Source organism: Streptomyces sp. MUM 203J, assembly GCF_022414595.1.
Classification (GTDB): Bacteria; Actinomycetota; Actinomycetes; order Streptomycetales; family Streptomycetaceae; genus Streptomyces.
Map to the genome: position 1 here is coordinate 60,552 of NZ_JADWYO010000003.1, position 14,580 is coordinate 75,131.

Annotated in this window: 14 protein-coding genes; 4 read left to right on the forward strand and 10 right to left on the reverse strand. The window is 72.4% G+C overall.

Translation table 11 applies throughout. The features are described from left to right. Positions 1 to 12 precede the first annotated feature (12 nt). Positions 13 to 816 (reverse strand): hypothetical protein, encoded by an 804-nt coding sequence (locus I3F58_RS03005; protein ID WP_240106581.1) that lies wholly within the window; start codon positions 814 to 816, stop codon positions 13 to 15. Between the two features lie 269 nt (positions 817 to 1,085). On the opposite strand from I3F58_RS03005, the gene I3F58_RS29555 reads away from it, so the two are divergent. Further along, positions 1,086 to 2,105 carry a helix-turn-helix transcriptional regulator gene (locus I3F58_RS29555; RefSeq protein WP_240106582.1) on the forward strand — a complete coding sequence of 340 codons (1,020 nt, stop codon included), beginning with the start codon at positions 1,086 to 1,088 and terminating at the stop codon, positions 2,103 to 2,105. A 53-nt stretch (positions 2,106 to 2,158) separates the two neighbouring features. On the opposite strand, the gene I3F58_RS03015 is transcribed toward I3F58_RS29555, so the two are convergent. From I3F58_RS03015 to I3F58_RS03030, 4 genes are all read right to left on the reverse strand, one after another. Beyond that, positions 2,159 to 3,133, reverse strand: a complete 975-nt coding sequence (locus tag I3F58_RS03015) for an ABC transporter permease (RefSeq protein WP_240106583.1) — start codon at positions 3,131 to 3,133, stop codon at positions 2,159 to 2,161. Next, positions 3,130 to 4,038 (reverse strand): ABC transporter ATP-binding protein, encoded by a 909-nt coding sequence (locus I3F58_RS03020; protein WP_240106584.1) that lies wholly within the window; start codon positions 4,036 to 4,038, stop codon positions 3,130 to 3,132. The genes I3F58_RS03015 and I3F58_RS03020 overlap by 4 nt, the downstream gene beginning before the upstream one ends. After that, complete coding sequence (locus I3F58_RS03025) at positions 4,035 to 4,457, reverse strand: GntR family transcriptional regulator (RefSeq protein WP_240106585.1); 423 nt, start codon at positions 4,455 to 4,457, stop codon at positions 4,035 to 4,037. The genes I3F58_RS03020 and I3F58_RS03025 overlap by 4 nt, the downstream gene beginning before the upstream one ends. 88 nt (positions 4,458 to 4,545) lie before the next feature. Then, complete coding sequence (locus I3F58_RS03030; RefSeq protein WP_240106586.1) at positions 4,546 to 5,475, reverse strand: oxidoreductase; 930 nt, start codon at positions 5,473 to 5,475, stop codon at positions 4,546 to 4,548. A 47-nt stretch (positions 5,476 to 5,522) separates the two neighbouring features. Here I3F58_RS03030 and I3F58_RS03035 point away from each other — a divergent pair, with 47 nt between their 5' ends. Further along, complete coding sequence (locus I3F58_RS03035; protein WP_240106587.1) at positions 5,523 to 6,035, forward strand: hypothetical protein; 513 nt, start codon at positions 5,523 to 5,525, stop codon at positions 6,033 to 6,035. 368 nt (positions 6,036 to 6,403) lie between these two features. On the opposite strand, the gene mshD is transcribed toward I3F58_RS03035, so the two are convergent. Then, positions 6,404 to 7,339 carry a mycothiol synthase gene (mshD, locus tag I3F58_RS03040; protein WP_240106588.1) on the reverse strand — a complete coding sequence of 312 codons (936 nt, stop codon included), beginning with the start codon at positions 7,337 to 7,339 and terminating at the stop codon, positions 6,404 to 6,406. A 318-nt stretch (positions 7,340 to 7,657) separates the two neighbouring features. Here mshD and I3F58_RS03045 point away from each other — a divergent pair, with 318 nt between their 5' ends. Further along, a complete protein-coding gene (locus I3F58_RS03045) occupies positions 7,658 to 9,496 on the forward strand; it encodes a bifunctional UDP-sugar hydrolase/5'-nucleotidase (protein ID WP_240106589.1) in 1,839 nt (612 codons plus the stop codon). A 74-nt stretch (positions 9,497 to 9,570) separates the two neighbouring features. On the opposite strand, the gene I3F58_RS03050 is transcribed toward I3F58_RS03045, so the two are convergent. The 3 genes from I3F58_RS03050 to I3F58_RS03060 are packed head-to-tail and all read right to left on the reverse strand — an operon-like array spanning position 9,571 to position 12,824. Then, positions 9,571 to 10,974, reverse strand: a complete 1,404-nt coding sequence (locus I3F58_RS03050) for a HAMP domain-containing sensor histidine kinase (protein WP_240106590.1) — start codon at positions 10,972 to 10,974, stop codon at positions 9,571 to 9,573. 38 nt (positions 10,975 to 11,012) lie between these two features. After that, the gene (locus I3F58_RS03055) at positions 11,013 to 11,753 is read right to left on the reverse strand and encodes a response regulator transcription factor (protein ID WP_240106591.1); all 741 of its coding nucleotides are present in this window, start codon (positions 11,751 to 11,753) and stop codon (positions 11,013 to 11,015) included. 21 nt (positions 11,754 to 11,774) lie between these two features. Continuing rightward, positions 11,775 to 12,824: a S1C family serine protease gene (locus I3F58_RS03060; protein WP_240106592.1), complete on the reverse strand. Its 1,050-nt coding sequence runs from the start codon at positions 12,822 to 12,824 to the stop codon at positions 11,775 to 11,777. 213 nt (positions 12,825 to 13,037) lie between these two features. On the opposite strand from I3F58_RS03060, the gene I3F58_RS03065 reads away from it, so the two are divergent. Then, positions 13,038 to 13,454 (forward strand): hypothetical protein, encoded by a 417-nt coding sequence (locus I3F58_RS03065; protein WP_240106593.1) that lies wholly within the window; start codon positions 13,038 to 13,040, stop codon positions 13,452 to 13,454. A gap of 88 nt (positions 13,455 to 13,542) precedes the next feature. On the opposite strand, the gene I3F58_RS03070 is transcribed toward I3F58_RS03065, so the two are convergent. Next, positions 13,543 to 14,571, reverse strand: a complete 1,029-nt coding sequence (locus I3F58_RS03070; RefSeq protein ID WP_240106594.1) for a LacI family DNA-binding transcriptional regulator — start codon at positions 14,569 to 14,571, stop codon at positions 13,543 to 13,545. Positions 14,572 to 14,580: the final 9 nt, after the last annotated feature.

A 14,580-nucleotide genomic window follows, 5' to 3' on the forward strand; every position in this document is an offset into this window, starting at 1 on the left:
GCGGGAACGGGATCAGGCGGTGGCGGAGACCCGGGACTCCAGGTTGGTCTGGACCGAGGAGGCCGGTGCGACCTGGGCGAGCTGGGACGGATCCTTGCCGGCGCCCAGGATCGTGGAGGCGTACACCTCGACGAAGTAGGAGACGAAGAGCGCGTTGATCTTCGTGAGGTGTTCGACGAAGCGCTCCTCGTCGGCCTCGTCCTTGATCACTCGCATGATCATGTTCCAGACCATGTCGACGTGGTCGTCGTCCTCGTCGAGGGCGAGGTGGGCGCGAGCCCCCTTGGTGTTGCCCGCTCCGACGTGCTGCTCCATGATGTCGAGCCAGTCCGGCTGGGTCTTGCCGGCGATGTACTCGAGATAGAAGCCGCTGATCATCGAGGCGAGCGGGCCCTCGGTCGCCAGCGTGTAGTAGAAGTAGCCGTTGAGCAGCTCCGTCGCGAAGGTCGGACGGATCGCGTAGATCTCCTCGTCCGTCATACCGACCTTGTGGAGGTCGCCCGCGAACATGCGGTCGTGGCGGCCCTCCTCGGCGCCGTACAGCCCCCATTCCTTGCACAGCTGGGGGTCCCTGGTGGCCCAGTAGTTCGCGACCAGAGGGTCCACGGCGCGCTTGAGACCGATGCGGATCATGGTCTCGACGTTGTGCCGCTTGTAGAGGTCCATGTCGAACCTGGAGGCGTCCAGCATGCCCTCCGCGCCCTTGCTCTTCTCGTAGAAGTCCCGCTCGAACTTCAGGAGCAGTTCGTCCACGCGCTTGCGGAACTCGGGGCGCTGAAGGTTGGAGTACGTGTTGTACGACTTGCTGCGAGGCATGTCATCCCCACCCGAGGTCGTTGGTCACGGCGCTTGACGCGGCCGTGAAGTCCGTTGGAATGCTTGCGCCCGGTGTGAGGAAGAAGGAGAGTGCCGCGGTAGCGACTGTGGCGAGAATGAGTCTCGCAGGGCCTGCCATGGGTCTCACCTCTCGTGAGCTGATGTCTTTGGTTCGCGAGCGCCGCCCTCATGCTTCACGCCGTCCGGGTTCTGGGCCAGACTCCTCTGCGATCATGTTGCGCTTGGCGGAAAAACGACAGGGGGACAAAGTGGACACTGCTGCCATACGCCGCAACTTCACTCCGCCGCAGCTCGGCGAGGAAGCCGATCGGCTCTACTGCTTTCTGACCGAGAACCCCGGAGCCACCCCCGAGAGCGCGGCGGGGGCCCTGGGGCTGCCCGTGGCCGCCATCGGGGACGCCGTCCGTTCCCTGCGCGAACTGGGCCTGCTGACCAACGGCCCGTCGGGGGCGGAGTCGCTCGTCTGCTATCCGGTGGACTTCGCCCGACTCAAGGTCGTCAATCCGCTCCAGCAGGAACTGAACCGCGTACAGGGCATGATCGACCGGCTCCGGGCCGACCTGACCGAACTCGACAACAGCGCCCCCCGGGCGCCGTGCGGCCCGGTGCTGCAGGTCGTTCCCGAACTGTCCGACGTGCGGCGGCTGATCACCGGACTCGCCGGGGACTGCCAGGAGGAGGTGCTGGCTTCACAGCCGGGTGGTGCCCGCGCGGAGGAGGTGCTGGAGGAGAGCATGGAACGCACCGTCGCACTCCTCGAACGAGGGGTGGCGATGCGGACGCTGTACCAGCACACCGCGCGGTTCAGCGGGGTCACCACGTCCTACGTCGAGCGGGTGACTCCGCTCGGGGCGGAGGTGCGGACCCTCCCGGGAGGGTTCCCGCGGTGCATCGTGTTCGACCGCACGACGGCCATCATGCCTCTGCTGGGCAGCAACGACGGAGCTGTGGTCGTCGCGGACGCGCACGTCGTCGGCTTCATCCTCGAGGCCTTCAACCGGGCCTGGGGTGCGGCGTCCCCCTTCTCACCCGAGGGCGGGCGGCCGGACCGGGAGGCGGCCACGTCCGAGGTCCGGCGAATGATCGTCGCCCTGTTGCTCCAGGGTGAGTCGGACAAACGCATCGCCCAGGTCATGGGCATTTCGCTGCGCAACTGCCAGCGGCACATCTCCAACATCATGAAGGGCATCGGTGCCCGTAACCGCCTGCACGCGGGCTACCTGCTCAGCAAGGACCCGTTCGCCTACGACGACCCGCCCTGCCCGTGAGGCAGTGGGGCGGCCGGAACCCCCGTTCCCGGCCGCCCCTTTCCCCGGGCCGCTCAGGCGTGCTGCTGCCGGAGGGCCCGGAAGGCGGCGAGCGCCGCGAGGGCGGTGAGAGCGAGGACCAGGGCGGTCTCGGTGAACTGGACGGGCCAGAACGCCGAGCTCGGGTGGTACTCCGCGAACCAGCCCGTGATGCCGAGTTCGGGCGGGCAGACGTCGTGGCCGGTGTCCGGCGACCAGCACGCGTCGTACGCCAGGCGCTCACCGCTCTCGGTGGTGTAGCCGGACCGGAGCAGGAACGTGTCGAAAGGCAGGCCGCTCATGCCGTGCTCCCGGTCCGTGCCCGTGCCGCTCAGCGTCTCGTGGGGCCACACGTCCCAGCGGAACGAGCCGAAGACCAGGAGCACCGCCGCGGTCACCGGCCCGGCCACCGCCATCGCTGCGACCGTGCGGCGCACCAGCAGGCCCACGAGCGCCCCGACGGCCACCCCGAGCAGGCAGTACGCGGCGAGGACGGGGCCCGAGGACTCGTACAGACCCCGATCGGGCCAGCGGAGAAGGACGCGGTCGTGCACCGACGCGTATCCGGACATGAACGTTCCGGTGAGGACCGCCGCGATCAGGGCCGCCACGACCGCCGCCCCGCCCGCCTTGGCGGCGAGCCAACGGCGCGGCGACACGGACTGGGTCCAGGCGAGCTGGTGGGTGCCGCTCTCCAGCTCCCGGGCGATCAGCGGCCCCGCGACGAACGCGCCGATCAGGGCCGGGAGGAACAGCAGCCAGTGCGCGGAGCCCTCCAGGAACACGCCCAGGAGTCCGGACACCGAACCCTGGCCGCCGAAGATCCGCTGCTCGCAGTGCAGCCAGTCCTCCGCCGCGCACGCGCCCTCGTCACGCAGGGCGGCCCGCCACACGGAGAGTCCCGCCACGACGGCCACGGCCGCGGCGACCAGGCACCCCGCGACCCACAGGCTCCGCCGGTGCTGCCGTATCGCGACCCGGCCCGGGCCGCTCGGCTTCAGCGCGCTCATGCCGCCACCCGCCCTTCCGCCGACGTGTCCGGGGCGAGGAGGGCCGGGGCTTCCGGTGACCGCAGATGGGCGAGCAACAGTTCCTCCAGGCTCGGGTCGGTGAGCTGCCAGCCGGGCGCGGGGCCGGGCCGTGTCCCGTCCTCCGCGCGTACCAGCGCGCTGATCTGGCGTCCCGTCGTCCGTGACTCGACGACGACGTCGTACGGGGAGAGGGCCCGCTCGGCGTCCGCCGCGGGGCCGGTGAGCAGGGCGTGGGCGCCCAGGACGTCGTCGACCGGCCCGCCCAGGCGCACCCGGCCGCCGTCCACCAGGAGCAGGTGGTCGCAGGCGCCCTCCAGTTCGCTGAGGATGTGCGAGGACATGACGACACTCGTCCCGCGCTCGGCCGCGTCCGCCATGAGCGCGCCCATGAGCTGGTGCCGGGCCAGCGGGTCCAGGTCGGCCATCGGCTCGTCCAGCAGCAGCAGTTCGGGCCGCTTGCCCAGGGCCAGCGCCAGGGCCAGCCGGGTGCGCTGGCCGCCCGACAGCGACCGCACCCGTGCGGCGGGATCCAGCGGTGCGGCGATGCCCCGGGCGGTGTCCGCGTCCCAGCGCCCCGGGTTGAGTTCCCGGCCCATCCGGAGGGTCTCGTCCACCGTCAACTGCGGGTACAGCGGCTTGGCCTGGGCGACGAACGCGATCCGCTCACGGGCGGCGGCGGGGGCCGCGCCGAGGACGCGCACCGCCCCGGCGGTCGGCCGCAGCAGTCCGGCGGCCAGGCCCAGCAGTGTGGACTTGCCCGCACCGTTGGGGCCGACGAGCGCGCAGACCCGCCCGGTCGGCAGCCGGAAGGAGCAGTCGCGCAGCGCCGTCCCGCCCCGGTACGCCTTGCCGAGGCCGACGGCCTCCAGCGCGGACCAGCTCATATGGAATCCCCCTCGTGTCCGGCCGCCCCGTCAGCCCCGGGGGCGGTGTACAGCTGGTCCAGCACGGCGCTGAACAGCGCGGTGACGTCGTCCCGTTCCAGACCGGCGGCCCGGGCGCGGGCGGCCCAGTCGGCCAGCTCGCCCCGGAGCGGCGAGTCCGCGGACGCGGCGCCGCCGAGCGTGCGGCGCACGAAGGTGCCGAGCCCGCGGCGGGCCTCGACGAGCCCTTCGCGCTCCAGCTCGCGGTAGGCCTTGAGCACGGTGTTCGGGTTGATCGCGGTCGCCTCGACGACCTCGCGGGCGGTCGGCAACTTGTCCCCCGCTTCCAACAGGCCCAGTCGCAGGGCCTGTTTGGTCTGCTGCACGATCTGGAGGTATGTGGCGACCCCGCTGTGCCGGTCGATCCGGTAGGCGAGCACGCAATTTCCCCCTTTCACTAATTGAGTAGTGAAAGCATGATCATGAGAAGGGGTGCTGTCAACTGACAGCACCCCTGGGGACGGCGGTTCAGCCCATCCGGTGGTGTGCGGCCTCCAGGAGGGTGAGGTCGTCATCGGTCAGACGCAGGCCGCCCGCGGCGACGTTGGACTCCAGGTGGGCGGGGTCGCCGGTGCCGGGGATGGCCAGGACGTGCGGGCCGCGGCGGAGGGTCCAGGCGATGCGGACCTGGGCCGGGGCCACCCTGTGGGCGCGTGCGACGGCCAGGATCTCCTCGGGCTCGGAGGCGGTCGCTCCCCCCTGGCGGCCGGACCCGGCGACCGCGTAGAACGGGACGAACGCTATGCCCTGCTCGCCGCAGGCGCGGACGAACGCGTCCTGGTCCGGCCGCATCCCGATCCCGTACATGTTCTGTACGCACACCACCGGCGCGATGGCCCGGGCCTCCGCGAGGTGCGCGGGTGTGATGTTGGACAGGCCCAGGTGGCGGATCAGGCCGGCCTCGCGGAGTTCCGCGAGAGCGCCGAACCGTTCGGCTATGGAGTCGGGCCCGACGATGCGCAGGTTCACCACGTCCAGGTGATCGCGCCCGAGTTGGCGCAGGTTCTCCTCGACCTGTGCGCGCAGCCGCTCCGGGGTGCGGGCGTGGTCCTCCCATTCTCCGGACCGGTCACGCCCCGGGCCGACCTTGGTGGCGATGACCAGGTCGTCCCGGTAGGGCGCCAGGGCCCGGTTGATCAGCTCGTTGGCAGAGCGCAGGGGCGAGAAGTAGAACGCGGCGGTGTCGATGTGGTTCACACCCAGCTCGACCGCGCGGCGCAGCACACCGATCGCCTGCTCACGGTCGCGGGGGACGGCGTCGGGGATGAGCGCCTCGCCCGTCTGCGGCAGCCGCATCGCACCGAAGCCGATCCGGTTCACCGTCAGGTCTCCGAGCCGCCATGTGCCCGAGGCGGCGGCGCTGACTGTGTGTGAAGGGCGTTCAGCAAGGTTTGTCATGCCGCAATGGTCACCCTGATCGCCTGGCTCTGTGGTGGAGTGGGCTGATGGGGAGTCTGTTCTTGTGGGCCGTGCTGCTGGTGCTGCTCGTCGCGCTGCCGTTCGGGGCCCTGGCGCTGGGCGGGTACGGGGTGGGGAACCTGCTGTGGGCGCTGGGGCGGACCGGGGCGGGGCGGAGTGCGGGGCTGCGGGGCGCCGCCGGGGTGCTGGGCGGTGTCGCGGTGGGCCTGTACGCCTGGGGGCTGCTGCACGTGGGGGGAGCCGTACTGGATGCCGAGGACGGCGGGGCCTGGTCCTCGCCGCTGCCGCCGTGCCGGAGCGCGGTGCCGCCGGAGCGGGCGGCGGGGGTCGTGGACTACGGCGTGGGCTTCGCTCCCCTGCGTTTCGTGTGCGAGACCAGGGGCGGTGGGGGATACGACGCGGAGGTCGTCCCCGGGTACGTCAACGGCGGCACGCTCGCGGCGGGACTGGCGGCCGGGGCCTGCGCGGTGGGAGCGGGCCGTGCCGGGGGAGCGCGGTACGCGCCGGGACGGGTGAGCCGCGGGACCATGTCCCCCTGAGCACGCAGTGCCCCGCGCCTGCCTCGCCGTGGCGTGCCCGCCTGCCGAGCGCGGTGTCCCGGCGCCCCGGGCGTTCTTGTTCCGCTCCCGTCCCCGGGGCGTCCCGCTCGCCGGCCCGCGGCGTACCCGCGCCCCCGCCGGTCAGGGGCGTGGCCGCCGCGCCGCGCCGCCGTGTGTCCGGCCGCTGAGCGCGGAGGCGCACCGTGCCGCGCCGGACCCGCCCGCGCCGTGCCGCGGCGTACCCGACCCGCCGGGCCGTGCCGTCAGAGCGCCGCCCGCCGGAGCGCCGCGCGCTCCGCCGCCGAGTCGCGGGCCACCCGCGCCGCTGCGATCCGCTGCTCCCGGGGCCCAGGGCCGGGGCGGGGGTCTCAGGTCTCCGTGCGGTACATCAGGTCCACCTCGTGGGTCGTGAAGCCCATGCCCTCGTACACGCGGAGCGCCGCCGGGTTGTCGGCGTCGACGTACAGCATCGCCGTCGGGAGGCCCTGGGACGCCAGGTGGCGCAGGCCGATCGCGGTCAGGGCCTTGCCGAGGCCGCCGCCCTGGGCGTCGGGGGCGATGCCGAGTACGTACACCTCGCCCAGCTGGTCCTCGGCGTGGACCTTCGTCCAGTGGAAGCCCACCAGTGAGCCGTCCGACTCGCGTTCCGCCAGGAAGAAGCCCTTCGGGTCGAACCACGGTTCGGCCTTGCGGTCGTCCAGGTCCCGCTGGGTGAGCGCGCCCTGCTCCGGGTGGTGCGCGAACGCCGCCGCGTTCAGCGCCAGCCAGGCCGCGTCGTCCTGGCCGGGGGCGAAGGTGCGGATGCGGATGCCCGGGGGCAGCTCCGGCTCCGGGATGTCCAGCGGGACCAGTGGGCGCCGCAGTTGGCGCAGCTCGCGGAAGAGGGTCAGGCCCAGCACCTGCGCCAGGTGGCGGGCCGCGGACTTGCCGCCGTGCGCCCAGACGCGCAGCCGCTTGCCGGACTGGGCCAGCAGCGCGGAGCCGAGTGCCCGGCCGTGGCCGCGGCCCCGCTGCGCGGGGTCGACGACCAGCTCGGCGGCCGGGGCCTCGACCGGGTCGGTGTCCTCCAGCTGGGCGTACCCGGCGAGCCGGCCGGACACGGTGAGCAGCAGATGCCGGACGCCCTCGCGTCGTCCGCCGCGGAGTTGGAGCCGTCCCTGCTCGGAGACCGCCGGCATCCCGTCCGTCTGGGCGGCGTCGGCGATCAGGGCGAGGACGTCCTGGACCTGCTCCGGGGTGAGCGCGTCGACGATGTCGATACGGCGGCCCGACTCGAAGGCTGTTGCGGGAGCGTCAGTCGTCATGGGACGAGCCTACGGGGGTGATCGGCCGTTGGGAGGGTGTCCCCCGGGGTGTCCCCGGGGCCGCCGTCCGGTGATGGTCGCCCGCGCGCAATCAGGTCGTAACCCTTACCCCCCTGTTGCGCTACGCGCGTTGACCTTAGGCTGCGCTTCGGCAGACCAGTGGCCATGGCCTCACCGCCCGGAGCTTTGCAGGGGAAGAGCGGCGGCGGGACGGGGCTCGCGGATGTCCATACGCAGTCAATGCACTTGCATGACTGCGTATCACGTCATCCTGTGCCACTGCCGGATTCATCGGGCACGTAGGGAAAAAGGGGACAGATGTCAGCCACTCGTCACAAGAAGCGCGGAGGGCGGCGGATTCTCGCCACCGCCGCCGGACTCGCCACCGTCGGCGCGCTGGTGGCCGCCATGCCGGCCGGTGCCGCACAGGAGAAGGCCTCGGGGCCGGCCGACGCCGGCGGCTGGACCTACGGCAAGAGGGTCGGCCGCACCGTCGACGTGCAGCTGCTCTCCTTCAACGACCTGCACGGCAACCTGCAGCCGCCGGCCGGTTCCTCGGGCCGGGTCACCCACACCCACGAGGACGGCTCCACCGAGACCATCGACGCGGGCGGTGTCGAGTACCTCGCCACCCACCTGCGCAAGGCCCGCAAGGGCGAGCGGTACTCGGTCACCGCGGCCGCCGGCGACATGGTCGGCGCCTCCCCGCTGATCTCCGGCCTGTTCCACGACGAGCCCACCATCGAGGCGCTCAACAGGCTGAAGCTGGACGTCACCTCCGTCGGCAACCACGAGTTCGACGAGGGCGCGGCCGAGCTGGCCCGTATCCAGAACGGCGGCTGCCACGCCAAGGACGGCTGCGCGGAGGAGGGCAGGACCTACCGGGGCGCCGACTTCCCCTTCCTCGCCGCCAACGTGACGGACGAGAAGACCGGCAAGCCCGTCCTCGACCCGTACTTCGTCTGGAAGAAGGGCGGCGTCAAGATCGGCTTCATCGGCGTGACCCTGGAGGGCACGGCGAACATCGTCAACGCCGAGGGCATCAAGGGCCTGAAGTTCGGCGACGAGGTCGAGACGATCAACAAGTACGCGAAGGTCCTGGAGCGCAAGGGCGTCAAGTCGATCGTCGCGCTCATCCACGAGGGCGGGCTCCCGGCCTCCTCCTCGTACAACTACGACTGCGACAGCCCCGGCCCGGGCGACGGCATCGCCGGCCCGATCGTCGACATCGCCAAGAACATCGACCCGCAGGTCGACGCGCTGGTCACCGGCCACACCCACCAGGCGTACGCCTGCAGCATCCCCGACCCGTCGGGCAAGCCGCGCACCGTGACCTCCGCGGCGTCCTTCGGCCGGCTCTACACCGACACCACGCTGACCTACGACCGGAAGACGAAGGACATCGTCCGCACGGCCGTGAAGTCCGCCAACCACGTCGTGACCCGTGACGTCGCCAAGGCCCGCGACATGAGCCGGCTCATCGACCGCTGGGGCGCCCTGGCCGCGCCGATCGCCAACCGGCCCGTCGGCCACATCTCCGCCGACATCGACGGCCGCGGCTCCACCGCGTACGAGAAGCCGCTCGGCAACCTCATCGCGGACGCCCAGCTGGAGGGCACGGCCGCCGCCGACAAGGGCGGCGCGCAGCTCGCCCTCATGAACCCGGGCGGCATCCGCTCCGACTTCGTGCACCAGGGCTCGGACGCGGGCGAGGGCGACGGTGTCGTGACCTACGGCGAGGCCTACACCGTCCAGCCGTTCACCAACATGATGACCGTCGTCGACCTGACCGGTGAGCAGCTGATCACCGCGCTCCAGCAGCAGGTCAGCGGGCGCAACGAGGAGTCCCCGAAGATCCTCCAGGTGTCCGAGGGCTTCACCTACACCCTCGACATGACCAAGACCGGCGCCGCCCGGATCGACACCGGCTCGGTCAGGCTGAACGGCGAGCCGATCGACCGCGCGCAGACGTACCGCGTCGCCATGAACGAGTTCCTGTCCGGCGGCGGCGACGGCTTCGCGGTCCTCGCGCAGGGCGGGAACAAGCTGGTCGGCGGCTCCGACCTGGACATCCTGCTGGACTACCTGGCCGCGCACTCCTCGGCCGACGCCCCGATCGCCCCGCCGGCGACCGGGCGGATCAACGTCGTGCAGTAACGGTTCCCCTCCCGTAGGGGGTCCCGTACCAGGGGCGGGGCGGCGGGTCTTCGGACCCGCCGCCCCGCCCCGTCCTACGCACCTGCCGTGCCCGGGGGCGGCGTCGGCGCGCCGGGCAGGCGGATCACCGCGAGGGTGCCGCCGCCGTCGGCAGGGGTGAGCGCGACCTCGCCTCCCGCCCGGCCGACCGTACGGGCCACGATGGACAGACCCAGGCCGGAACCGGGCAGCGACCGGGCCGACGGAGAGCGCCAGAACCGGTCGAAGACATGCGGGAGTTCGTCCGCGGGAATGCCCGGCCCGTGGTCCCGTACCGTGAGCCGCCCGTCCAGCAGGCCCACCTCCACCTCCCCGCCCGGCGGGGAGAACTTCACCGCGTTGTCCAGGACGTTGACCAGGGCCCGCTCCAGCGCCGCAGGCTCCGCCCGTACGTACCAGGGGCGGATGTCCTGTGTGAACGTCAGCTCCGGACCGCGCAGCCGGGCCCGGGCCAGGGCCGTGCCGAGGATGTCGTGCAGCCCCACCACCTCCAGGCGGCCGGGCGGCGCCGCGTCCGGACGGGACAGCTCCTGAAGGTCCCCGATCAGCGCCGCCAGCTCCGTCATCTGCGCCTTCACGGAGGCCAGCAGGGCCTTCCGGTCCTCCGGCGGGATCGCCCGGCCGGTCTCCTCGCTGCGCGCGAGCAGATCGATGTTGGTGCGGAGGGACGTGAGCGGGGTACGCAGCTCGTGCCCGGCGTCCGCGATCAGCTGCGCCTGCCGGTCGCGGGACGAGGCCAGCGCGGCCGTCATCGCGTTGAACGAACGGGACAGGCGGGCGATCTCGTCCTCGCCCTCCGCCGGGATCCGTACGGTCAGGTCCTCCGTACGGGCCACGTGCTCCACCGCCTCCGTCAGCCGGTCCACCGGCTTCAGCCCGGCCCGCGCCACCCACAGCCCCGCCGCCCCGGCGCCGATGACACCGATCCCGGCGAGCGCGGCCAGCAGCAGGGCGAGGCGGTCGAGCGACGCGTCGATCTCGGTGAGCGGACGGGCGATCGAGACGGCCACGGTGACCGGGCGGCCCCTGCCGGGCACGCGGACGGTCTCCTGCACGGTGCGGACCCGGACCGCCTCGCCGCTGTCGGTACGGGAGGTGTGCAGCGCGTCCTCCCGGGTGCCGGCCGCGACGGCGAGGTCCACCTCCCGCACCTGCACGGCGCGCGAGTACGGCACCACACAGCGGCTGCCGTCCGTGCCGACCAGCTGGATGTACGCGAACCCGGGCCGCGCCGCGTCCTCCGCGGTCGTCGCGCCGGTCCGGCAGGCGACCAGCGCGTCCGCCAGCTGCTCCCGGGGCGCGCGGGTGTTCCGCAGCGAGGTGTCCAGCTCGTCCAGCAGCTGCGCCCGGGTCAGCAGCCAGGCGGCCACCGACACGGCGGCGACGGCCAGCGCGACCGCGGTCGCCGTCAGCAGCGCGAGGCGGGAGCGCAGGGGCATGCTCCGGAGGCGCCTCAGGGGGCCGCCGGACCTGTCGTTCACTCGCCGCCCCCGTCGCGGAGCACGTACCCGACCCCGCGCACCGTGTGCACCAGGCGCGGCTCGCCGCCGGCCTCCGTCTTGCGGCGCAGGTACATCACGTACACGTCGAGCGAGTTCGAGGTCGGTTCGAAGTCGAAGCCCCAGACCGCCTTCAGGATCTGCTCCCGGGTCAGCACCTGCCGGGGGTGGGCCAGGAACATCTCCAGCAGCGTGAACTCGGTCCGGGTCAGACCGACCCGGCGCCCGCCCCGGGTGACCTCGCGGGTGGCGAGGTTCATACGGAGGTCCGCGAAGGTGAGGGTGTCGTCGGCGGGGCCCCCGGTGCCGTCGTCGGGGGCCGTCGTCGCGTACGAGCTGCGGCGCAGCAGCGCGCGGATGCGGGCGAACAGCTCGTCCAGCTCGAACGGCTTCACCAGGTAGTCGTCCGCGCCCGCGTCCAGGCCGGTGACCCGGTCCCCGACGGTGTCGCGGGCGGTGAGCATCAGGATCGGCACGGTCGAGCCGGACGCCCGGACGCGGCGGGCGGCGGTGAGGCCGTCCATGCGGGGCATCTGCACGTCCAGGACGATCAGATCGGGTGCGTACGACTCCGCCTTCGCGAGGGCGTCCAGGCCGTCGACGGCGACCTCCGTGCCGTATCCCTCGAAGGCGAGGCTGCGGCGGAGGGCCTCGCGGACGGCGGGCTCGTCGTCGACGACGAGGATGCGGTCGGGCTGCGGCTCACCGGTGGTGTTCATGGTCCTCAGCGTGGCACGGGGTCAGTCGCCGGAGCGGAGCCTGTCCAGGTCCGCCTTCACGGTGTCGACCGGGATGGCGAAGCCGAGACCGACGCTTCCGGCGGTGGAGCCGCTGTCGGCGCCGGCCGGGGAGTACATGGCGGAGTTGATGCCGATGATCTCGCCGTTCATGTCGATCAGGGCGCCGCCGGAGTTGCCGGGGTTGAGGGACGCGTCGGTCTGGATGGCCTGGTAGGTGGTGGTGGAGGAGCCGGTGTCGCCGTTGAACTGCTGCCCGCCGAACTCGAAGGGCCAGCCTTGGCGGCTGCCGCCGTCCTCGCCGTCCCTGGGAACGGTGACGTCGCGGTCCAGGGCGGACACGATGCCGCTGGTGACCGTGCCGGTCAGGCCCTCGGGGGAGCCGATGGCGACGACCTCGTCTCCGACCCGGAGCGCGTCGGAGTCACCGAGCGTGGCCGCCTTCAGGCCCTCGGCGCCCCGGAGCTTGATGAGGGCCAGGTCCTTGTCGGGGTCGGTGCCGAGGACGTCGGCGGTGTAGGCGGTGCCGTCGCTGAGCCGGACCTGGATCCGGGAGGCGCCGGAGACGACGTGGTTGTTGGTGACGATCTCGCCGTCGGCGGTGATGACGACGCCGGAGCCGGTGGACTGGCCCTCGCCTCCGTCCGCCCTGATCTCCACGATGCTGGGGGACACCGCTTCGGCCACGCCCGCGACGGTGCTCTTGCCGGACGCGGAGACGTTGGTGCCGGTGACGGGGGAGGCGCCGGTGGGGGTGACCCGCTCGCCCGCGGCCAGGCGCTGGGCCAGCGCGCCCGCGCCCCCGCCGAGGACGGCGGCGGCGACCGCGACGGCGGCGACCAGTGCGACGGGGCGCCGGGCGCGGCGCCGGTGCCCGGCGGGCCCCGCCGGGGCATCGGCTCCCGGGGGCTCACCCCCGTGGCCTCCGGGCCGGACGGCGACGCCGGGCTCACCGCCGACCGGCCGGGCCGGGGCGTACGGGGGCGGCGGCGGAGAGCCGGATCCGTACTGCTGCGGGTCGTCGTCGCCGTGGCGGCGGTGGTAGTCCGTCATGGCTATGACTGTGGGGCACGGAGATGAGAGCCGTCTGAGGACGCGGTGAGAAGCCCGACAGAAGTGGTGATCCTGAAGTTCCGCTTCCGGAAGGCCGTCAACTCCTTTGATTTAAAGGTCAGTTGGCGTTCATTCCCTTGCATGGCCAGAAAGGGCCCACCTAGACTCCGGGGCGGTCACCGTGACCGGGACGCATCTTCACAGGGGGTCACCATGCGTACGAAGCGGGCCAGCAGAACACTGTCCGTCGTCAGCGCGGCGGCGATCGGTCTGGGCGTCGCCCTGACGGCGAGCCCCGCCGCACATGCCGCGACGACGTGCGACAGCAGGTACAAGGGGACCGTCGAGAGCGCCGCCGTGAAGGCCACCGTGTGGTTCACCAAGTGCAGCGACGGAAGGAAGAAGGCCTGGGGCACGGTCTGGGACAAGAAGGCCGACAGCCGCTCCGCGTACGCGATCTTCGACACCCGCGGCTACGGCGTCGTCAGCATCAGGAACAGCAAGGGTTCCGGCACGTCCATGTCCTACAGCACCGCGCTGCCGTCACAGACCAGCAAGGTCACCGTGACGGTCAAGGCGTGCAGCACCTGGGGCTGCGGCGACTCGGCCAGCAAGACGTTCTACTTCTGATTCTGACCGACAGCCGTCGGCCACCGACGCGACAGCGCTGAAGGCCCCTGGCCCCGCACCGTGCGGGGCCAGGTCCCTCACCCGCGCGTCAGGTGCCGTCGCAGCCGCAGCTCCGGCGTACCACCAGCGCCGACGGGAACTGCTTCACCCGCTCCCGGCGGGAGCCGGCCACGCGGAGTCCGTCGTCGAGGACCAGGTCCACCGCCGCGCGGCCCATCGCGGGGCGGTCGGAGGAGACCGTCGTCAGCGGCGGGTCCGTCAGGGCCGCCTCCTTGACGTCGTCGAAGCCCGCGACCGCCAGGTCCCCCGGCACGTCCAGCCGCAGCTCGCGGGCGGCGCGCAGGACACCGATGGCCTGGTCGTCGGTCGAGCAGAAGATCGCGGGCGGCCGGTCCGGGCCCGACAGGACCTTCAGGGCCACCTCGTAGGCGTCGTACCGGTTGAAGGGCGCGTGGAAGAGGCGGCCCTCGGTCGACCGGCCGGACTCGACCATGGCGCGGCGCCAGCCCTCGACGTGGTCGGTCACCGGGTCGCCCACCGCGGGTGTGCCCTCGACGCCGCCCATACAGGCCACGTACGCGTGCCCGTGCTCCAGCAGATGCCGGGTCGCCAGCTGGGCGCCGCCGATGTCGTCCGTCACGACCGCGATGTCGTCGATGGCCTCGGGCCGCTCGTGCAGCAGCACCAGCCGCGCGTCCCACGCCTCGATCTCCGCCGCCGCCCGCTCGCTCAGGCCCTGGCTGACCAGGATCAGCCCGGCGACCCGCATCCCGAGGAACGCCCGCAGATAGTGCAGCTCCCGTTCGTTCCGGTAGTCGGAGTTGCCGACCAGGACCATCTTTCCGCGGTCCGCCGCCGCCCGCTCCACCGCGTGCGCCATCTCCGCGAAGAACGGCTGCCGCGCGTCCGGCACGATCATGCCTATGAGGTCCGTGCGCCGCGACGCCATCGCCTGGGCGACCCGGTCGGGCCGGTAGCCCAGCTCCCTGATCGCTGCGAGGACACGCTCGCGCGTGGCCGGGGCGACCGGCCGGGGTCCGTTGTTGATGACGTAGCTCACGACCGCGGTCGACGTACCCGCCAGTCGTGCCACATCGTCCCGCGTCACCTTGGCCACGCGCGGCAG